20 protein-coding genes are annotated in these 19,771 nt (G+C 63.7%); 7 read left to right on the forward strand and 13 right to left on the reverse strand.

Annotation, left to right across the window (positions count from 1 at the left end):
• Positions 1-89: 89 nt before the first annotated feature.
• On the reverse strand, positions 90-698 hold the full coding sequence (locus tag LB568_RS03255) for a TetR/AcrR family transcriptional regulator (protein ID WP_224729043.1): 609 nt from the start codon (positions 696-698) through the stop codon (positions 90-92).
• 121 nt (positions 699-819) lie between these two features.
• Between LB568_RS03255 and LB568_RS03260 the strand changes: the two genes are divergently transcribed.
• The gene (locus LB568_RS03260; protein ID WP_224729044.1) at positions 820-2,043 is read left to right on the forward strand and encodes an MFS transporter; all 1,224 of its coding nucleotides are present in this window, start codon (positions 820-822) and stop codon (positions 2,041-2,043) included.
• A gap of 50 nt (positions 2,044-2,093) precedes the next feature.
• Here LB568_RS03260 and ribB read toward each other — a convergent pair whose 3' ends face one another.
• Both ribB and aroC read right to left on the reverse strand, forming a co-directional pair.
• Complete coding sequence (gene ribB / locus LB568_RS03265; protein ID WP_224729045.1) at positions 2,094-3,194, reverse strand: 3,4-dihydroxy-2-butanone-4-phosphate synthase; 1,101 nt, start codon at positions 3,192-3,194, stop codon at positions 2,094-2,096.
• Between the two features lie 88 nt (positions 3,195-3,282).
• On the reverse strand, positions 3,283-4,383 hold the full coding sequence (aroC, locus tag LB568_RS03270; protein ID WP_224729047.1) for a chorismate synthase: 1,101 nt from the start codon (positions 4,381-4,383) through the stop codon (positions 3,283-3,285).
• A 183-nt stretch (positions 4,384-4,566) separates the two neighbouring features.
• Here aroC and LB568_RS03275 point away from each other — a divergent pair, with 183 nt between their 5' ends.
• Positions 4,567-4,827, forward strand: coding sequence for a DUF1344 domain-containing protein (locus LB568_RS03275; protein ID WP_013896681.1), 261 nt, complete (start codon positions 4,567-4,569; stop codon positions 4,825-4,827).
• A gap of 30 nt (positions 4,828-4,857) precedes the next feature.
• Here LB568_RS03275 and LB568_RS03280 read toward each other — a convergent pair whose 3' ends face one another.
• From LB568_RS03280 to LB568_RS03295, 4 genes are all read right to left on the reverse strand, one after another.
• A complete protein-coding gene (locus tag LB568_RS03280) occupies positions 4,858-5,445 on the reverse strand; it encodes a histidine phosphatase family protein (RefSeq protein WP_224729049.1) in 588 nt (195 codons plus the stop codon).
• A 41-nt stretch (positions 5,446-5,486) separates the two neighbouring features.
• Positions 5,487-6,308 carry an enoyl-ACP reductase FabI gene (fabI, locus tag LB568_RS03285; protein ID WP_013896683.1) on the reverse strand — a complete coding sequence of 274 codons (822 nt, stop codon included), beginning with the start codon at positions 6,306-6,308 and terminating at the stop codon, positions 5,487-5,489.
• A 106-nt stretch (positions 6,309-6,414) separates the two neighbouring features.
• The gene (locus tag LB568_RS03290) at positions 6,415-7,341 is read right to left on the reverse strand and encodes a DnaJ C-terminal domain-containing protein (RefSeq protein ID WP_140574381.1); all 927 of its coding nucleotides are present in this window, start codon (positions 7,339-7,341) and stop codon (positions 6,415-6,417) included.
• Positions 7,342-7,453: 112 nt separating this feature from the next.
• Positions 7,454-7,915, reverse strand: coding sequence for an RT0821/Lpp0805 family surface protein (locus LB568_RS03295; protein ID WP_140574383.1), 462 nt, complete (start codon positions 7,913-7,915; stop codon positions 7,454-7,456).
• Between the two features lie 40 nt (positions 7,916-7,955).
• On the opposite strand from LB568_RS03295, the gene pdxH reads away from it, so the two are divergent.
• On the forward strand, positions 7,956-8,573 hold the full coding sequence (pdxH, locus tag LB568_RS03300) for a pyridoxamine 5'-phosphate oxidase (protein WP_224729051.1): 618 nt from the start codon (positions 7,956-7,958) through the stop codon (positions 8,571-8,573).
• Between the two features lie 136 nt (positions 8,574-8,709).
• Here the strand turns inward: pdxH and LB568_RS03305 are convergent, their stop codons facing one another.
• Positions 8,710-9,459, reverse strand: a complete 750-nt coding sequence (locus LB568_RS03305) for a crotonase/enoyl-CoA hydratase family protein (RefSeq protein WP_224729052.1) — start codon at positions 9,457-9,459, stop codon at positions 8,710-8,712.
• Positions 9,460-9,487: 28 nt separating this feature from the next.
• Entirely contained in the window at positions 9,488-11,257 is a 1,770-nt protein-coding gene (locus tag LB568_RS03310; RefSeq protein ID WP_224729053.1) for an acyl-CoA dehydrogenase, read from the reverse strand.
• A gap of 212 nt (positions 11,258-11,469) precedes the next feature.
• Here LB568_RS03310 and LB568_RS03315 point away from each other — a divergent pair, with 212 nt between their 5' ends.
• Positions 11,470-11,706 carry a hypothetical protein gene (locus tag LB568_RS03315; protein WP_224729054.1) on the forward strand — a complete coding sequence of 79 codons (237 nt, stop codon included), beginning with the start codon at positions 11,470-11,472 and terminating at the stop codon, positions 11,704-11,706.
• Positions 11,707-11,854: 148 nt separating this feature from the next.
• Entirely contained in the window at positions 11,855-12,964 is a 1,110-nt protein-coding gene (locus LB568_RS03320) for a glycoside hydrolase family 25 protein (protein WP_224729488.1), read from the forward strand.
• 21 nt (positions 12,965-12,985) lie between these two features.
• On the opposite strand, the gene purD is transcribed toward LB568_RS03320, so the two are convergent.
• Positions 12,986-14,263 (reverse strand): phosphoribosylamine--glycine ligase, encoded by a 1,278-nt coding sequence (gene purD, locus LB568_RS03325; protein WP_224729055.1) that lies wholly within the window; start codon positions 14,261-14,263, stop codon positions 12,986-12,988.
• A 278-nt stretch (positions 14,264-14,541) separates the two neighbouring features.
• Positions 14,542-15,363 carry a phytanoyl-CoA dioxygenase family protein gene (locus tag LB568_RS03330; protein WP_224729056.1) on the reverse strand — a complete coding sequence of 274 codons (822 nt, stop codon included), beginning with the start codon at positions 15,361-15,363 and terminating at the stop codon, positions 14,542-14,544.
• A 90-nt stretch (positions 15,364-15,453) separates the two neighbouring features.
• Here LB568_RS03330 and LB568_RS03335 point away from each other — a divergent pair, with 90 nt between their 5' ends.
• On the forward strand, positions 15,454-16,365 hold the full coding sequence (locus LB568_RS03335) for a LysR family transcriptional regulator (protein ID WP_224729057.1): 912 nt from the start codon (positions 15,454-15,456) through the stop codon (positions 16,363-16,365).
• A 68-nt stretch (positions 16,366-16,433) separates the two neighbouring features.
• Entirely contained in the window at positions 16,434-17,417 is a 984-nt protein-coding gene (gene ubiA, locus LB568_RS03340; RefSeq protein ID WP_224729489.1) for a 4-hydroxybenzoate octaprenyltransferase, read from the forward strand.
• Positions 17,418-17,586: 169 nt separating this feature from the next.
• Here the strand turns inward: ubiA and LB568_RS03345 are convergent, their stop codons facing one another.
• Both LB568_RS03345 and LB568_RS03350 read right to left on the reverse strand, forming a co-directional pair.
• Positions 17,587-18,153 carry a DUF6101 family protein gene (locus LB568_RS03345; protein ID WP_224687048.1) on the reverse strand — a complete coding sequence of 189 codons (567 nt, stop codon included), beginning with the start codon at positions 18,151-18,153 and terminating at the stop codon, positions 17,587-17,589.
• Positions 18,154-18,337: 184 nt separating this feature from the next.
• Complete coding sequence (locus LB568_RS03350) at positions 18,338-19,768, reverse strand: FAD-binding oxidoreductase (RefSeq protein WP_224729058.1); 1,431 nt, start codon at positions 19,766-19,768, stop codon at positions 18,338-18,340.
• Positions 19,769-19,771: the final 3 nt, after the last annotated feature.

Here is a 19,771-nt window from a genome sequence, read left to right on the forward strand (position 1 = left end):
GCCCCGAATCCCCTCAGAGATGGCTGGAAGGATGCGCTCAGCCCGAAGATTGTCAATCGTGGGTGGGTCGCCGGACCGCGGACGGGATTTCAGTTCGGCTGCGAACCCGGTTTCCTGAGCAGGCCTTCGAGCAGTTGCTTGAACGCCGCCACCACCTTCCTCGATGTCGCTTCGGGATCGTTCGAATTGGCGATCCGCTGCGCCGCCTGGCTGCTGGCGCCGTTGATCAGCCGTGCGGCGGTCTCGGGGTCGACGCTCGGGACGACCACCCCCTCCCCCTGCAGCGCGGCAAGATGATCGGTCATTGAGCCGACGCAGGCATTGGCATTCGACCATTGTGCCGGATCGCCCAGCACGGCCGGACCGTCGCGGAACATGATACGCTGGATTTCCGGCTCCAGCGCCATTTCGATATAGGTTGTGCACTCGTCGACGAAGTGTTGCCAGCGGTTCGGCGCTCTCGATGCGACCTCATTCACCCGTGCCGCCATCTCTGCGTCGATTTCGGCGATGACCGCCTCCAGCAACCCCTTCTTGTCTCCGAAGTGATGATAGAGAGCGCCGCGCGTCAGCCCGGCCGAGGCGGTGAAATCATCCATGGACGCCTCGGCGTAGCCGATGGTGCCGAAGGCCTGGCGGGCCGCGGCGATCAGCTTGGCGCGCGTCTGCGCGATCATCTCCTTGCGTGGTTTGTGCATTCCGGCTGGCCCTATTTACATACGTCTCGTATGCCAATTGACATACGCGGCGTATGGTCTATCTAACACTCATACGCGTCGTATGTAATTGTCGAATTGTCCTTTGTCGAGGAACAGCATCATGCAGAACCCCTATTCGGAAATCTTTCGCGCCCCTGGCGCCAAGGGCTTTGCAATTGCCGGCTTCATGGCGCGCTTGCCGATCGCCATGGCTCCGATCGGCATCGTGGCGATGCTGTCGCAGACACACGGCGAGTACTGGCTGGCGGGCGCCGTTTCGGCGACATTCGCGCTGGCCAACGCTTTCCTGGCGCCGCAAATATCAAGGCTGGTGGACCGCTTTGGCCAGACCCCAATTGTCCTGCCCACCACCATCATCTCCGTGCTTGCTTTCCTCATGCTGATTGCAGCGGCCAATCAGGACTGGCCTATGTGGACGCTGTTCGTGTCCGCGCTGCTGGCGGCAGCCATGCCCAGCATGCCGGCAATGGTACGGGCGCGCTGGACCGAGATTTTCCGGGGCCGGCCTCAGATGAACACCGCCTTCGCCTTCGAATCGGCGGCGGACGAACTGGTCTATATCGCCGGAGCGTCGCTGTCGGTGGGCCTCAGTGCCGGCCTGTTCCCCGAGGCCGGCATGCTGGCGAGCACCTTGTTTCTCGCCGTCGGATCGATGGCCTTCATCCTGCAGCGGTCGACCGAGCCGAAAGTGCGACCGGTGGACCATGGCTCGAACGGCTCGGCTATCCGCCTGCGGCCGGTGCGGATCATCACCTTCGCCCTGATCTTCATCGGCGCGACGTTTGCGACAACGGAAGTGAGCACGGTGGCGATCACCAAGGAACTCGGCCAGCCGGGTGCCGCGAGCCTCGTCATCGGTGTCTACGCACTGGGATCGTTCGCGCTGGGCATCGTCGTCGGCGCGCTCAACCTCAAGGCGCCGCTGCAGCGCCAACTTGCCATCGCGGTCGCCCTGGTCGCGCTCGGCACGCTGCTGCCGCTCACCGCCGACAGCGTGCCGCTGCTGGCGCTGACCGTCTTCATCAGCGGCGTCGCGATCTCGCCGACCTTCATCACGGCGTTCGGCCTGATCGAACGGCATGTGCCGGAAGCGATGCTGACCGAGGGCATCACCTGGGTGATGACAGGCATCGGCATCGGCATGGCGCTGGGGTCGTTCGCCGCCGGCGCGGTGGTGGATGCGTTCGGCGCCCAGAACGGGTTCTGGGTTTCGGTGGTATCAGGCACCATTGCGCTGGTCACGGTGCTATTTGGGCAGAGCAGCCTGGCCATCCAGAATTGCGAACTGGATGGATGCGAAGCGGCGGTCGTTCCTGCTGAATGATCCACGAAGCGCCCGGTTTGAACGGACCGGGCGCTATCATCACCGGCAGTTCAGATGATTTCGGTTTTGGCGATATGGATGCCAAAGCCTTCGAGGCCGACATAGTGGCGTTCCCGCGAGGCGATCAAATTGATCGAGGAAATGCCGAGATCTTTGAGGATTTGCGCGCCGAGGCCGATCTCGCGCCATTCATTCTCACGCCGGCGGGCCTCCTCATGATCCTCGCGCTCGCCGCTCGCCGGGCGCTTGCGCTCCTGGTGCGCGACACCGACCGAGCCTTCCCGCAGATAGACGATGACGCCGCGCTTGCGCTCGCCCATCGCCTTCATGATGGTGTCCAGCCGGTGGCTGGTGCCGAAGACGTCGGTCACCACATCCTCGGAATGCAGCCGCACAGGCACCTCTTCCCCATCGCGGATGTCGCCGAAGACGATTGCGACGTGGTGCATGGAATCCCAGGGCAGCGTGTAGGTGAAGACCTGCGCCTTGCCGCCGAGCGTATCGATCTCCGAGCATGCCACGCGTTCGACCAGCGTTTCCTTGCGTTGCCGATAAGCGATGAGGTCGGCGACCGACACTTGCTTGAGGCCATGCTCCTCGGCAAAGGCCGCGACCTGCGGGCCGCGCTTGACGGTACCGTCGTCATTGACCAGTTCCGAGATCACACCGATCGGCGGCAGGCCGGCGAGCTTGCACAGGTCGACCGCTGCTTCGGTATGGCCGGAGCGCATCAGCACGCCGCCCTCGCGCGCGATGAGCGGAAAGATGTGGCCGGGGCGGACGAAATCGGAAGCGCCGACATTGCCGTTGGCAAGGTTGCGAACGGTCAGCGTGCGGTCGTCGGCCGAAATGCCTGTCGTCGTGCCGTGCTTGAAATCGACGCTGACGGTGAAGGCGGTGGTGTGGGCCGAATCATTGTCGGCGACCATCGGCTGCAAATTGAGGCGCTTCGCCTCCTCGCGTGGCATCGGCGTGCAGACGATGCCGGAGGTGTTGCGCACGATGAAGGCCATCTTCTCCGGCGTGCAATGAACGGCGGCGACGATCAGGTCGCCCTCGTTCTCGCGCCCGTCATCGTCCATGACGACGACGATCTCGCCGCGTTCGAAGGCACGCAGGGCTTCGACGATCTTCTTCTGGTCGTAAGGCATGGAGTGCTCGCTTCGCTCGCGGGAATAGGGAGTAGGCAATAGGGCAGTAGGGGAAAGAAAAAAAGACCTACTGCCTATTCCCTACTGCCTACTCCCTCCCCGTCTGTCCCCGATGGCGCAGATAATGATCGGCGATGGCGCAGGCAACCATCGCCTCGCCGATCGGCACGGCGCGGATGCCGACGCAGGGATCGTGGCGGCCCTTGGTCATCACCTCGACGTCGTTGCCGTCCTTGTCGATCGATTTTCGCGGCGTCAGGATCGACGAAGTCGGCTTGACGGCGAAGCGGGCAATGATCGCCTGTCCGGTCGAGATGCCGCCGAGGATACCGCCGGCATTGTTGGACAGGAACACCGGCTTGCCGTCATTGCCCATGCGCATCTCGTCGGCATTCTTTTCGCCGGTGATGCGGGCGGCCTCGAAGCCGTTGCCGATCTCGACGCCCTTGACGGCGTTGATCGACATCAGGCCCGACGCGATGTCCTGGTCGAGCTTGGCATAGATCGGCGCGCCAAGGCCTGGCGGAACGCCGTCGGCGACGATCTCGATCACCGCGCCGACCGAGGAACCGGCCTTGCGGATGCCGTCGAGATACTGAGTGAAGACGGGAACGGAAGCCGGATCGGGCGTGAAGAACGGATTTTCCGCATCGCCGATGAAGTTCCAGTTCCAGTTGGCGCGATCAATGGACTTTTCGCCCATCGACACCAGCGCGCCGCGCACCACCATGCCGGGCACCACCTTGCGGGCGAGCGCGCCGGCCGCCACGCGCGCGGCCGTCTCGCGGGCCGAGGAGCGGCCGCCGCCACGGTAATCGCGTATGCCGTATTTGACGTCATAAGTGTAGTCGGCATGACCCGGCCGGTACTGGCGGGCGATTTCGCCATAGTCCTTCGAACGCTGGTCGACATTTTCGATCAACATCGAGACCGGCGTGCCGGTGGTGATCATGGTCTGGCCGTCCTCGTCGAGGACGAAGCCCGACAGCACCTTGACCTCGTCGGGTTCGCGGCGCTGGGTGACGAAGCGCGACTGGCCCGGCCGGCGCTTGTCGAGTTCGGCCTGGATCTCCAGCCGGGTGAAGCGGATGCCGGGCGGACAGCCGTCCACCACACAGCCGAGTGCGGCGCCATGGCTTTCACCCCAGGTGGTGACACGGAAAAGATGGCCGAACGTGTTGTGAGACATGGAAAAGTGCCCTGATCGGCAGCCGAGCCGGTTGAAGCCTGCGTTCTATTGGCGTTTTCCACAGGGGTCAAACTGTGATCCGGCGGATTTAGTTTTGACACATTCGGTTGGTTTCTGCTCTGCTCCATTCGCCGTTGAGGATCCGCCGCCACCGTGCCGGCGCAATGACCAAAGAGGACGATGATGCGTACCCTGATTGGCGCTGTTGCCGCCACGCTGCTGCTTTCCACCGCCGCTTTCGCCGGCCAGACCGAAGGCCTGATCAAGAAGATCGACAAAGACGCGCTGACACTGACGCTGGACGACGGCAAATCCTACAAGCTGAACGCCGAGACCGATCTCGACGCGCTGAAGCCGGGCATGGACATCGTCATCGCCTACGACGTGACCAATGGCGAAAACGTCGTAACCGATATGCAGCTGCCGGACAGCGACACGAACTAAGCGCGTCGCGTTTGAACGGGTTCAGGTGACCTAAAGCCACTCCAGGCTCTTGCCTTCGAGCTTGAGCACGCGGTCCTGCGGTATCTCCAGGTTCGCTGCCTCGTCCTCGGCCATATCAAGCACGAAACGGAACAAGGTGCGCATGACGCCGCCATGCGTCACGCAGACGGTTTGCCGGTTCAGCGCATCGAACCAGGGTTTGACCCGCTCGAGCAGCATCCGGTAACTCTCGGCGCCTTCGCCCGGCGGCTGAAAGTTCCATTTGTCCAAAGCGCGCGTCCTGCTCGCGCCGGGATATCGGGTCTCGAGTTCGGCGAAGGTGGATCCTTGCCAATCGCCGAAATTGACTTCGACGAGGCGGGGATCGGTCCGATAGGCATCCGGATCGAGTTGCATCGCGGCGCGGATACGCTCCATCGTTTCGCGCGTCCGCTTCATCGGACTGGCGACGAAATCGAAATTCTCCGAATCATGGACAAGTTCGGCCAGCCGAAGTCCGTTTCCGGTCGCCTGTTCGCGGCCAAGGGCATTGAGATCTGTATCGGCCTGCCCTTGCAGCCGGAACTCGGCGTTCCACGCGGTCTGGCCGTGGCGCACGATATAAACCAGCGGGTACATCAGGTCTTCCGGTGGTCGGGCCTGGGCCTGGGCGGAGGGGATTAGTCCTTGACCGTCGAAATATCAGGCGCGTCGACCGCCTTCATGCCGACAACGTGATAGCCGGAATCGACGTGGTGCACTTCGCCGGTGACGCCACGCGACAGGTCTGACAGGAAATAGACGCCGGAATCGCCGACCTCTTCCTGCGTGACCGTCTGCTTCAGCGGCGAATTGTATTCGTTCCACTTCAGGATGTAGCGGAAGTCGCCGATGCCGGAAGCGGCCAGCGTCTTGATCGGGCCGGCGGAGATGGCGTTGACGCGGATCTTCTTGGAGCCGAGATCGACGGCCAGGTAGCGCACGCTGGCTTCGAGCGCGGCCTTGGCAACGCCCATGACGTTGTAGTGCGGCATCACCTTCTCGGCGCCGTAGTAAGTCAGCGTCAAAAGCGACCCGCCATCGGTCATCAGCGCCTCGGCGCGCTTGGCGATGGTGGTGAAGGAATAGACCGAAATGTCCATGGTGCGCAGGAAGTTGTCGCGCGTCGTCTCGACATAGCGCCCGGTCAGCTCGTCCTTGTCGGAAAAAGCGATGGCATGGACGAGGAAATCGAGCTTGCCCCCCCAATGCTTGGCGACATTGGCGAAAACCTCGTCGAGGCTCGCCGGATCGGTGACGTCGCAATGGCCGGCGACAAAAGCGCCCAGTTCCGTGGCCAAAGGCTCGACACGCTTCTTGAAGGCCTCGCCCTGATAGGTCAGCGCGATTTCCGCGCCGTGATCGACGCACGCCTTGGCGATGCCATAGGCGATCGACCTGTTGTTCGCGACGCCGAGAATAAGGCCGCGTTTGCCGGCCATCAGGCCCTGTCCACCCGCCATGTGCGTGCTCTCCGCAAGATCTTCTGCTTTGTGGAGTGCCTATCGCACAGGCACAAAGCCCCTTCAAGCGTTCAAACCGGACAGTTCGGGGGACAAAAGCCGTCGATCAGCCTTTTTGGCCGCGCAGCAGCGCTTCGAGCGCGCTGTCGCCGCTCTCCGGCAGCATGATGCGCACATGGACATAGAGATCGCCATGGCCGCCGGCTTTTTCCGGCAGGCCCCTGCCCTTGAGGCGCAGGACCTTGTCCGAGCTCGACCAGGCAGGAACGTTGACCGCGAGCCTGCCGGTCGGCGTCTCGACCGGCACCTTGGCGCCCAGTGCCGCGTCCGCCAGCGACACCGGCAGGTCGGCGTGCAGGTCGCGACCCTCTATCCGGTAACGCGGGTGCCTGCGGATATGGATCTTGACCAGCGCGTCGCCGGGCTGGCCCGGTCCCTGCTCGCCCTGCCCCTTCAGCCGGATGGTCTGGCCGTCCTCGACATAGGCCGGCAGCTTGACCGCCACCTTGCGGCCATCCGGGAACATCGCCGTCACCTTTTCGGCATTCGCCGCTTCCTCGATGGTGATGTCGAGCGTCACGTTCAGATCGGCAGCGGTCGCGGGCTGGCGGCGGTCGCCCATGCCGGCGCCGCGCGCGCCCGAAAAGGCGTCGCCGAAAATCTGGCTGAAAATATCGCTGTTGCCGTCGAACGGATCGCCACCGGGGCGCCCCGACCGGAATTCGAATCGCGAGCCGCCGGCCCCCTGCTGTCGACGAAACCCGCCAAAGGGATCGCCACCGGCCGCGCCCTCGAAACCCTGGAAGCGCGGCTTGCCGTCGGCGTCGATCTCGCCGCGATCGAAGGCGGCACGGTTTTTCTCGTCGCCGACGATCTCATAGGCCTGGTTGGCCGCGGCAAAACGATCCTTCGCCTTGGGATCATTCGGATTCTGGTCCGGATGATGTTTCTTGGCGAGCTTCCGGTATGCCGATTTTATGTCCTTGGCCGATGCGTTCTTTGCAACGCCCAGCACCTCATACGGGTCGCGCATGCGTCCTGCCCTGGAAATGAGTTGAGTCCATACTTGCCTCCTATATGCGCTCGCATAGGAAGAAATTCCAGTGCCGGACCGTCATATCAAGGGCGGAAATCGAGGGCGGAAGCTAGAGCGGCTTGAAGCCCTGCATGCGCCAGCCACCGGCGCTGGCGAGGCACAATTCACCCTCGAACATCGCAACGCCGTCAAAGCTTTCGCGCGACGCCTTGAAGCGGCGGCAGGTCTGGCCGCTGTCCTTCAATTCGGCGAGCTCGGTAATGGAGCCGCGCGATCCGGTCCCGGCATTCGCCCATGGCACCGCCTGCCCGCCGAGCTGCTCGATGTCGGCGGAAGATACCGCATTGCCGATCGTCGTCTGGTCGGAGTTTCGATCCGAATCGACCGGCGCCGTGGAAGCAGACGTGCTGCTGGTCAGGATCGAGCGGTCGACCTCCGCCTTTTCCAGGCTGAAGCCACCCGCTCCACAGGCGGCCAGTGGCAGGCTGACGACCACGATCGCGGCTTTTGCGCTGGCCGAAGCGATAACGCTCCATTGCCTGCTGTCAAAAGCTTGCGCGATACGCGACAATCGGCAACCTCCCCTGATCCGTGACAATTTGAGAAAAACTATGAGTGACACTGAGTTAACAAGCGGTGACTTTACCGAGGCCGGCGAGCCGTTTCGCCTCTTTGCCGCATGGCTGGACGACGCCACGAAGAGCGAAATCAATGACGCCAACGGCGTGGCGCTGGCGACGGTCGATGCCGAAGGCATGCCGGATGTGCGGATGGTGCTGCTGAAGGGGTTCGATGAGGGCGGCTTTGTGTTCTACACGAATTTCGAGAGCGCCAAGGGCCAGGAGATTCTGGGCAGCATGAAGGCGGCGATGTGCTTCCACTGGAAATCGCTGCGCCGCCAGGTGCGCATTCGCGGTCCGGTGGAGATCGTCAGCGAGGCCGAAGCCGACGCCTATTATGCGACGCGGCCGCGCGGCAGCCGTATCGGCGCCTGGGCCTCGAAACAGTCGCGGCCGCTGGAAAGCCGGTTCGCGCTGGAAAAAGCTGTCGCCGAATACACGGCCCGCTACGCGATCGGCGAGATTCCGCGACCCAAACACTGGTCGGGGTTCCGCATCGTGCCGAAGACGATCGAGTTCTGGCACGACAGGCCGTTCCGGCTGCATGACCGTGTGGTCTTTTCCCGCAACGCCATGGGCGGTTGGGACAAGACGCGGCTTTATCCCTGAGTTTGGGAATGGCGACGTCTTTACTGTTCTGGTGCAGGCTGCGTGGTGGCAACGAAGCTGAACGAGTTAGGTCCGCGCTTCACCCCACCCGGCCCTGCGGGCCGACCTCCCCATCGAGGGGAGGTAGAAGACCGAGCTATTTCTTCCTGGTCATGAACGCCGTGAGCGCAGCGCGCGCTTCATCCGATTTCAGCCGCTCGCGAAAATGTTCGCTTTCTTCGCCTATCCGGGTGACCAGGTCGTCGCGCGAGCCGCGCATCAGGTCGCGCGCGATCTTCAGCGCCTGCGGCGGCTTGGCCGCGATCTGGCCGGCTGCCGCCAGCACCGAGGCCTCCAGCGCCCCTTCCTCGACCATTTCGTAGATCAGGCCGGTGGCTTTGGCGCGCTCGGCCGAAAAGCCCTCGCCAAGGCCAAGCAACGCGAAAGCGGCCTGCTGTCCCAGCACGCGCGGCGCCAAGAGGCTCGATCCCGCCTCCGGCACCAGGCCGAGGTCGACGAAAGGCGTCCTGAACACGGTGCGCGGCGTGGCGAAGGTCAGGTCGCAGTGCAGGTTGATCGTCGTGCCGATACCGACCGCGATGCCGTCGACACCGGAGACGATCGGTTTTTCGACCCTGGCCAGCGCTATCAGGAAATCCCAGACTTCGGTGCCGCCATCGCCGCCGGTGGCCACCGCCATGAAATCGGCAAGGTCGTTGCCGGAGGAAAAGGCGCCGGGCACCCCGAGGAACACATGGACGCGGATGGCCGGATCGGCATCGCCTTCGGCCAATGTTTGCGACATCTTGGCATACATGGCGCGCGTCAGTGCGTTCTTCTTGTCCGGGCGGTTCATGCGGATGATCTGGATAGCGCCCTGGCGCTCGACGAGGATCTGGTCTGTCACGGTTTTTCCTTGCTAGGCCTTGTGAACGTCAGGCGGAAATCAGCGCCTTGCCGGCAATGGCGAGACTTTCGGCACCGTCGATAACGCGCCCTTTCAGCGCGCGCGCCTCGCCAAGGAGATTTTCGGCGAAGAAGCGGCAAAGCGCGATGCGCCCCTGATCGGCAAGAGCGCCCCGCGCCAGGAAGGCGCCGCCGGCGGCCAACGAGATCAGCCTGAGATACGGCGTGGCGCCCGCCAGCGCCTGCTCCGACCGGCCGTCCGCTGACAGTTCTTGCAGGAAGCGGGTCGCTTGCGTCAGGTCGTCGAGTGCCGCGTCGAGAGCATCGGCGGTGCGGCCGAACCCCTGCAGGTTGGAGGTGCGCACGGCACTGGCGACCACGGCCAGTTCGCCGATGAAGCCATGGACATGCTCGCCGCCGCCGAGCGGCAGCTTGCGGGCAACCAGATCGATCGCCTGGATGCCGTTGGTGCCCTCATAGATCGGCGCTATGCGCGCGTCGCGATAGAGGGCAGCCGCGCCAGTCTCCTCGATGAAACCCATGCCGCCATGCACCTGGAGGCCGAGCGAGGCCACTTCGACGCCGACATCGGTCGAAAATGCCTTGGCCAGCGGTGTCAAAAGGTTGGCACGGTCGCGCCAATGCGCCGCCTCGTCGCCGGACGATACACGCGCCATGTCGATGGCGTGCGCGCAGGAATAGCTGATCGCTCGTGCAGTCTGCGTCAGCGCCTTCATGGTCAGGAGATTGCGCTGCACGTCGGGGTGATGGACGATCGGCGCCATGCCGGCGCCGGCATAATCCGCCGCCTTGCCCTGGCGGCGCTCATTGGCATAGGCGATCGCCTTCTGGGTCGCGGCTTCGGCGACCGCCACGCCCTGCATGCCGACGCAAAGCCGCGCATTGTTCATCATGGTGAACATGCAGGCGAGGCCCTTGTTCTCCTCGCCGATCAGCCAGCCGATGGCACCCGGCTTGGCGCCCTGGAAGCCGTCGCCATAGATCATGGTGCAGGTCGGCGAGGCATGGATGCCGAGCTTGTGTTCGAGGCCGGAACAGAAGACGTCGTTGCGCGCGCCAAGCGAGCCGTCGTCGCCGACCAGGAATTTCGGCACCAGGAACAGCGAGATGCCGCGCGTTCCGGCAGGCGCGTCCGGCAGTCGCGCCAGCACCAGATGAATGATGTTGTCGGTGAAATCGTGCTCGCCATAGGTGATGAAGATCTTCTGGCCGAAGATGCGGTATGTGCCGTCACCGGCCGGCTCCGCGCGGGCGCGCAAGGCGGCGAGGTCCGAGCCGGCCTGGGGCTCGGTCAGGTTCATCGTGCCCATCCATTCGCCGGAGACGAGCTTTTCCAGATATTTCGCCTTGAGGTCTTCGGAGGCGTGCTTGTCGAGCGCTTCGACCGCGCCCATGGTCAGCGTCGGGCCGATGCCGAAAGCCATGGCGGCGGAGTTCCACATTTCGAGCGCTGCGACGCCAAGCATGGTCGGCAGCGCCTGGCCGCCATACGCTTCCGGCCCGGACAGCGCGTTCCAACCACCGTCGATCCAGCGGCGATAGAGTTCCTTCCAGCCGGGCGGGGTGATGACGGAAGCGTCCTTCAACACCGCACCGTGTTCGTCGCCGATCTTGTAAAGCGGAGCGACCTCCTCGGTGGCGAAACGGCCTGCCTCGCCGAGAACGGCGTCTACCAGATCCTCGCCGAGATCGCCGAACGTGCCGGCATCCAGCGCCGCCTTCATGCCGGCCACGTGCTTCAGCGTGAACGCGATATCCTCGACGGGTGCCCGATACATGCCGCTTTCCTCCTCACCTTCCGCCAACGGACCCTATGGCTCGCGGAGCCGCAAAACCATCCGCCTTTGGGCGGTCTTCCGCTTTCCTTTTTACGTAAACGTCAAATTTTGTCACGCGGATTTTGCAATCGTCCCGGCACGCATTAAATTCGATCGAAGCCGGATCAATTCGACCGGCGACAGACCAGAACCAGCCGACTGGAACCAATCCCATGCTCGCCAGACCCGACGCCTACCGTTGTATCGAATGTGGCCTGCCCTACCGGGCGGCGGGGTTCTCTTACTATCACGGCGACTTGGAAAACGGCGCCGCCTATTGGTCGGATCGCGGCATATTGTGCTCGCCGAAATGCTCGCTCGCCCACCACCGCAAACGCACCGCCGAAGGTACGCTGCAGCAGGCGCCGGCGCCGGATCCTTTTGAATTCCAGCCATTCAGCCGGCGCTGACTTCCCGGCATTGGCCGGCATCTTCATAGAGAAGCATTTCCTTAACCATAGCGGTCCAGCATCTGTCTTTGATCCACGGGGATTCCCTGTTTTGAAAAGGACGGTGCGCCTCCTTCGCCGCACAGCGCTTCTCGCTCTTGCGGCGACGATGACGCTGTCGGCGGCGGCAAGGGCCTCGGATTTTTCCGAGCCGTGGAAGAATGCCGACCGCGCTTTGGTGGTCGATGCCTACGAATACAATTCCATCGACTGGGCGCAACTTGCCACCGACAAACGCGTCGTCGCCTTCATCAACAAGGCGTCGGACGGCATGCCGCCGCCCTATTTCTGCTTTGGCAGCGACACCGAGGTGAAGCTCTGCAAGGCGTTGTGGAAGCGCCATGCGGTGACGCGCGAGCTGTTTCAGACGCGCCGGGTCGTGGCCAAGGCGCTCGGCTTGAAATGGGGCGCCTATCATCTTGCCCGCCCCGGCAATCCGGTCGAGCAGGCCAATAATTTCCTCGATTTCGCGGACCCCGCGCCGGACGATGTCGTGGCTCTCGACATCGAGGGCAACGATCCCTCGCAATGGATGTCGCTCGACGATGCCGAGGAGTTCGTGCGCCAGGTACACAGGCGCATCGGCCGTTTCCCGGTGCTCTACACCAACGGCAAGACCGCACAGTTCATCGCCGACAACCGCTACAAGTACCGGCTCTTGTCGCGGCTGCCGCTCTGGTACGCGCGCTACAAGCCTGATATCGACGTGCATTTTCCGATGGGCAACTGGCAGGGCTATGCACTCTGGCAATTTTCAGCGCAGGCCAATTGCGGCCATTTCCGTTGCCCCTACAGGGTCGCCGGCACGCCTGACAATATCGACGTCAACGTCGCGCCGACAGATGCCGCCACGCTGCGCCAGCAATGGCCTTTTGGCGGGCTGATCGACGTGCCGTCAGACTATCTCGCCAGCGTACCGGTGCCGCTGTCGCGCGAAGCAGCGTTGGCCGGCAAGACCACCCTCATCTATGCCGATGTCGCGACGCCGCCGACGTTCGAGGAACTGGTCGCGGTGCTCGGTACGCGCTGGTCAAGATTCCGTGGTGGTTTTCGCATGCCTGTCGTGAAGACCGTGCCGCGACAGCCGAGCTTCGGCATAGTCCAATATGTTGCCTGGAAGCGGACCGAGCAGCGTTCACCCGCGCAACTCGATGCCGCCTTCGCCGCGGCCGACCCGGTCAGCACCGCTTCGACCAAAAGCGATCGCGGCCAGCGGTAGCTGCCGTCCACAATCCGAGCTTCAGTGCGCCTGCTCGCGCGCCACGGCCTGCCAGCCGATGTCGCGGCGGCAGAATCCGTCGGGCCAGTCGATGCGGTCGAGCGCGGCATAGGCCCGCGCCTGCGCCTCGCCGACGGTCGCGCCGGTCGCCGTGACATTGAGCACGCGGCCGCCATTGGCAACCAGTGCGCCGCCGTTGATGGCGGTGCCGGCATGGAAGATCTGGACGCCGTCAGCCGCCGCGTCCTCGACGCCGCGGATGACCGAGCCTTTTTCCGGCGTGCCAGGATAGCCCCGCGCGGCCACCACCACGGTGAGCGCCGCCTGGTCGCGCCAGCGCACGGAGGTGTGTGCCAGCTGGCCGTCGGTTGCGGCGTTGAGCAGCACCAGCAGGTCGTCCTTCAGCCGCATCATCAGCACCTGGCATTCCGGGTCGCCGAAGCGGGTGTTGTATTCGATCAGCTTCGGCCCGTTGTCCGTGATCATTAGCCCGGCGAAGAGGATGCCGGCGAAGGGCGCGCCGAGATCGGCCATGCCGCGCATGGTCGGCTGGATGATCTCGCGCATGGTGCGCTCGACCATCTCCGGCGTCATCACCGGCGCCGGCGAATAGGCCCCCATGCCGCCCGTATTGGGGCCGACGTCGCCGTCACCGACGCGCTTGTGGTCCTGCGCGGTGCCGAAGGGCAGTGCCGTGGTACCGTCGCAGAGGCAGAAGAAGCTCGCCTCCTCGCCGGTCATGAATTCCTCGATCACCACTTCGGCGCCTGCGGCACCGAAGGAACCGTCGAAGCAGGAATCGAGTGCCGCCCGTGCCTCGTCCAGCGTCATGGCGACGGTGACACCCTTGCCGGCGGCAAGCCCATCGGCCTTGATGACGATCGGCGCGCCCGTTTTCTCGACATAGGCTTTCGCGGAGGCCAGATCGCCGAAGCGGCCGTAGGCCGCGGTCGGGATGTTGTACCTGGCGCAGAGATCCTTGGTGAAACCCTTGGAGCCTTCCAGCCGCGCGGCAGCCTTGGAAGGCCCGAAGACGCGGATGTTTTCGGCGCGCAGGTCGTCCGCGATACCGGCGACGAGCGGCCCTTCCGGACCGACCACGACGAGGTCGATTTTTTTCTCCCGACAGAAGACGGCGATGGCGGCATGATCGGTGATGTCAAGCTTAACGAGTTCGGCCTCGCTGCCGATGCCCGGATTGCCGGGGGCCGCATAGAGCTTGGTCAGCAGCGGCGACGCCGCGATCTTCCAGGCCAGCGCATGTTCGCGGCCGCCGGAGCCCAGAAGAAGAACGTTCATGGCCACCTCTTGATGCCGAAATTCTGCTCTGGCGGCCACCTGGCGGCGTTTTCTGCGCTTCCGTTGCTCACGGACCAAATGTCCGCTCCGCTACGGTTCTCGAAACCACCACCATATGACTCGCCAGAGCGAATTTCGAAACAGTCTCTTGGAGCACCCGCTATTGCTCTCTGGGCTACGGGTCAAGGCATCAGGGTATTTTGATCCGATTTGCGCACGGGAACGTTATCCCCTGCCGAATATGGGCGCCGAATTCCGACGCCCATATTCTGGCCCGCTCAGCCAGGGAAAACGACCGGAAACCAGTCTTCGCGCAATTTCTGGCCTGGCTGCATGCCATGGCCATGATAGGGCGGCGAGGTGCGGCCCGGCCGCTCGACATAATGGGCATCGTCACCGACCCAGCGCAGCGAGAGTGCCCGGCGCCGTGCCGCGGTCAGGTTGCCGCGCGCGCCATGCGCGGTCCGGAAGTCGAACAGGATGGCATCGCCCGGCTCCATCTCCCATTCGAGCACCTTCATCGACGGATCCTTGTCGGGATCGGGCACCGGCAGGTAGTCGCCCTCGCCGGCGTAGAAATTGCTGTCGTCGAGCCAGCGCACCGGCAGGATCATCTTGTCCCATTTGTGCGAGCCGGCGATCAGGCGCAGCGTCGCCTCCTTCACCGGGTCGATAGGTATCCAGAAGCTGACCGTCTGCTGGCCATCGACGAAATAGTAGGGGATGTCCTGATGCCAGGGCGTCGGCTTCTGCGTGCCGGGTTCCTTGACCAGAACATGGTCATGGAAGAATTGCGCGGTGCGCGATTGCATGACCGCCGCCGCCAGTTGGGCGGCCGGCGATTCCCGCACCACCTCGACGAATTCGGGGATGCGTTCCCAGTTGCAATAATCGTCGAAGAAACTGCCGCGGCCATTGGCGATATCAGACGCGGTGGCGCTGCGGTTCCCCATGTTGCGCTCGATGCCGGCGGCAATCGTATCGACCCAGCCCTTGAAGGCGCCGCGGATGCAAACCGCGCCGTCACGCTGATAGTCGGCAATCGTCTCCGCATCGATCAGGCCGGTGTCGATTGAGCGGGCGGCAGTCTGGGAAGCCATGGTGTCCTCCTTTCAGGATCGAGACGACTATCGCAGCCCTCCTTCATTCAGTAAAATAATAACTTCTCATCTGACACATAGGTCTGAACTATGAGTCCTACCCTGACGCAATTGCGTTATCTGGTCGCCGTCGCCCGCCACGGCAGTGTCACAGGCGCGGCCAAAGCGCTGAACATTTCGCAACCCTCTATTTCGGTCGCGATCGACGCCGTGGAAAAGGATTTCGGGCAGAAACTGTTCGTGCGCCAGCGCGGAAGTGGCGTTTCGCTGACCTCCTTCGGCCGCACAGTGGCGGTCAAGGCAAAACAGGTCCTTGCCGAGACAGACGAACTTATGAGCCTGGGCGCCGACAACTCGGCCGTCGGCGGAGAACTGGTGCTTGGATGTTTCGAGGATCTGGCGCCGTTCTTCGCACCAGCGCTGATCCGTGCTTTTTCCGAACGCCATCCGGCGGTGAAAATCGTCGTTCGCGACGAGACCTTCGAGACGCTGGGGCGGAGACTCGGCGACGCCGCCATCGATCTCGGTCTCACCTATGATCTGAGCCTGCCGACCCACTTCGCCCGCGTCCTGCTGCACGAACTTCGCCCGCACGCGCTGTTGCCGGCGGGCCATGCCCTGGCGGACCAACCATCAGTCAGCCTGGCGGATCTCGCCGCCTACCCGCTGATCACGACGGATCAGCCGCACAGCTGGCAGCACATGCTCGATCTGTTCCGCGGCCGGGGTCTCTCGCCAGTGGCCGACAGGGCGACGAGTTCGTTCGAACTCCAGCGCAGCATGGTGGCGAACGGGTTCGGCGTCGCGGTCAGCTACACTCGCCCGCATGGCGACCGCAGCTATGACGGGCTGCCTCTCGTCTGCAGGCCATTGTCGGATCCGCTGCCCATGCAGCGCATCATTCTCACCTATGACACGCATCAGCGGGTTTCGAACGCAGTGCTGGCATTCGTCGACGTGGCGAAAGCCTGGTTCTCCACACGCGACATCTTCACCGCCTGACGGGTGGACCGTCGCCGACCGACTGCTTGCCGCTTGACGGTTTCCACGGCTGCTGCCACTCCATGCGCATGGAACCTATCCAGTCGAAAGTGGCCCAGGGCCGTGTCGCCGATGCGCCGAACGGCCATTGGGTCTACCGCGTGCTGCCGCGCTCGATCTGGCCCTATGCGCAGCTTGCACGATGGGACAGGCCGATCGGCTGGCAATTGCTTTTGTGGCCATGCTGGTGGTCGGCAGCGCTTGCGGCGAGCGCCTATCCGCGCCCCGGCGACCCGCTGCTCTCGCTTCTGCCGGCCCCCCTGTATCTCGTGTTGTTCCTCATCGGCGCCATCGCCATGCGTGGCGCCGGCTGCACCTACAACGACCTTGTCGACGAGGGCATCGACAACCAGGTCGAACGCACCCGCTCGCGTCCGCTGCCCTCGGGCCAGACGACGCGCCGGCGGGCCTGGCTGTTTCTCGTACTGCAAGCCTTGGCCGGCCTTGCGGTGCTCGTACAGTTCAACAGCTTCGCCATTCTGCTCGGCATCTGTTCGCTGGCGATCATTGCCGTCTATCCATTCATGAAGCGGATTACCAACTGGCCGCAACTGTTTCTCGGCCTTGCCTTTTCCTGGGGCGCGCTGATGGGATGGGCGGTCGAGTTCGGCGATCTCGATGGCCCCGCCATCATGCTTTATATCGGCTCGATCCTGTGGGTGATAGGCTACGACACGATCTATGCGCATCAGGACAAGGAAGACGACGCCATTGTCGGCGTTCGCTCGACGGCACGGCTGTTCGGCGACAACACCAAGGCGTGGCTGGCAGGACTTTATGGCGGCACGCTGATCTGCTTCGCGATCGCCTTCGCGTCGGCGCAAGCCCCGGTGGTGGCGTTGGCCGGATTGATCGCCGCCGGCGCGCATATGGCCCGGCAGATCACGGTTCTGGACATCGACAATCCCGACCAATGCCTGCGGCTGTTCCGGTCGAACAACCAAGTCGGCTGGCTGATCTTCCTCGGCTTGATCGGCGGCGCGCTATGGGTGGCGCTGAAGCCGCTGGTCTAGCGGATTTTTTCCCTTCTCCCCTTGTGGGAGAAGGTGGATCGGCGCGCAGCGCCGAGACGGATGAGGGGTGCGTGACGGAGCGCCGTCATTGCCAAGCTGGAGCACCCCTCATCCGACCTCACTTCGTGAGGCCACCTTCTCCCACAAGGGGAGAAGGAAAAAGCCTTGTTCACTCCCTTGAAATGATCTCCTGGCCGTCGATGACCAGCCTGAGACCGAGGTCGCCGGCCCTGCGGCGGGCGAGGAAGCGCGGACGGCGCATGGTCGAAACGCGGCCCTTGCGGCGATCCTGCGGCGGCAGCGTCTTGATGGCGGCGCCGAGCGATTCTTCCAAAGTGCGGGCGATGCCGTCCGATTCGATCAACAGCATCGGCAGGCGGTAGGCGTCGGCCCAGGCGCGCCAGTCGGCGGCGACATCTTCAAGATCGTCGGCCACCAGCAGCGGGACCGACAGCATGGGGTCGTTGTGCAGGAGTTCCAGGGTCACCGTGACATTGCCGTCCGGATCCTCCATTGCGCGGGCGGCAACGCCGCGGAACGCATTGGCGGGCAGAGCGATGATCGCCGGCACGCCGCTCATCTCGAGCAGGCGGCGGATCACGGCGCCGCGATGGTCGATGGTGAAAGTCACGTCGCCATAATCGTCGCGCGTGGCGTAGCTGACCATCTGGGGCAGTCGGAATGGGTCGAGGCGCATGTTGCGTCCCGCCCAGACTGGCTTAAGTCCGGTGTTCATAGAGTGCCTTCCTGTCTGTCTCCTGAGAGCCGGTGTCCGGTTCTCTCCGGGCCAGTTTTCCCGGCCTCGTTATGGGGAAACATTAGCGCTGGCTCCTTACCGCCGCGCTTAAGAAAGTCGGTTAAATTTTGCTGATCTCAGGGATGGTTATCGGAATGCCACCAGCCAGAAGATGTAGAAAGGATCAGATAACCTTACCCGGATTCATGATGCCGGCCGGATCGAAGGCAGCCTTCACTCGGCGCATCAGATCGATCGCCATCGGCGGCGCGGTGGCGATCAGTTCGTCGCGCTTCAACTGGCCGATGCCGTGCTCGGCCGAGATCGAGCCATGGAAGGAGCGGACGACATCGTGCACGGCCTTGTTCATGGCGTGGTAGAGGCCGAGGAAGGCCTCGTCGTCGGCGCCCTCCGGCCGCGAGATGTTGTAGTGCAAATTGCCGTCGCCCATGTGGCCGAAACAGACGACCCGCGCGGCGGGGCTGACTGAAGCGACAGCACCGGCGGCTTTGCCGATGAATTCGGGGATCGACGATATCGGCACGGAAATGTCGTGCTTGATCGAGGCTCCTTCGGGCTTCTGGCTCTCGGGCAGTACCTCGCGGAAATTCCAGAAGGCATCGGCCTGGGCGAGGCTTGCCGCGATCACCGCGTCGCCAATGATGCCCTGCTCCAGAGCGGCTGACAGCACCTCCTCGACAAGCGCCTTGCCGTCTTCTTCCGAACGGCCCGAGGACACCTGCATCAGCACATACCAGGGCCAGTCCTCGGCCAGCGGCCGGGTCACGCCTTGCGCATGCTTCAAAGTGAAGTCGTACGGCCGTTTGCCGATCAGTTCGAAGGCGGTGAGCGAAGCGCCGGCGCGGTCCATGGCCAAGCCGAACAGGGAGAGCGCCGCCTCTGGCGACGACAGGCCGGCAAAGGCCACTTCCCGCCCCTTCGGCTTCGGGAACAGCTTGAGCACGGCGGCGGTGATGACACCGAGCGTGCCTTCGGCGCCGACGAACAGGTCCTTCAAATCGTAGCCGGTGTTGTCCTTCTTCAGCTTGCGCAGATCGTCGAACACCTCGCCGGTCGGCAGCACCACTTCGACGCCGAGACAGAGTTCGCGCGCATTGCCGTAGGCAAGCACCCCGGTGCCGCCGGCATTGGACGAGAGATTGCCGCCGAGTTGGCAGGAGCCTTGCGCGGCCAGCGACAACGGAAACAGCCGGCCGGCGGCGTCGGCTGCTTCCTGCAGCGTCTGCAGGATGACGCCTGCCTCGACCGTCACCGTGTTGGACAGGAGGTCGATCTCGCGAATGCGGTTCAGCCGCGACAGCGACAGGATGATCTCGCGGCCGGACCTGTCCGGCACCTGGGCGCCGACAAGCCCGGTGTTGCCGCTCTGCGGCACGACCGGCGTTCCCGTCTCTGTCGCCAGCCGCATGATCCGGCTGACTTCGTCGACGCTGCCCGGCCGCAGCACCAGTGACGTCGCGCCGTGCCAAAGCCCACGCCGTTCGACGAGGAAAGGCGCGATGTCCTGCGCGTCGCGCAACGCATATTTTTCACCGACGATCGCCGCGAAGCGATCGATGAGGGCGGGATCGAGTGTCTGTGAAATTTCGGTCATGTG

Origin of the sequence: Mesorhizobium sp. B263B2A (assembly GCF_020165775.1) — a bacterium.
GTDB classification, from domain to species: Bacteria; Pseudomonadota; Alphaproteobacteria; order Rhizobiales; family Rhizobiaceae; genus Mesorhizobium; species Mesorhizobium opportunistum.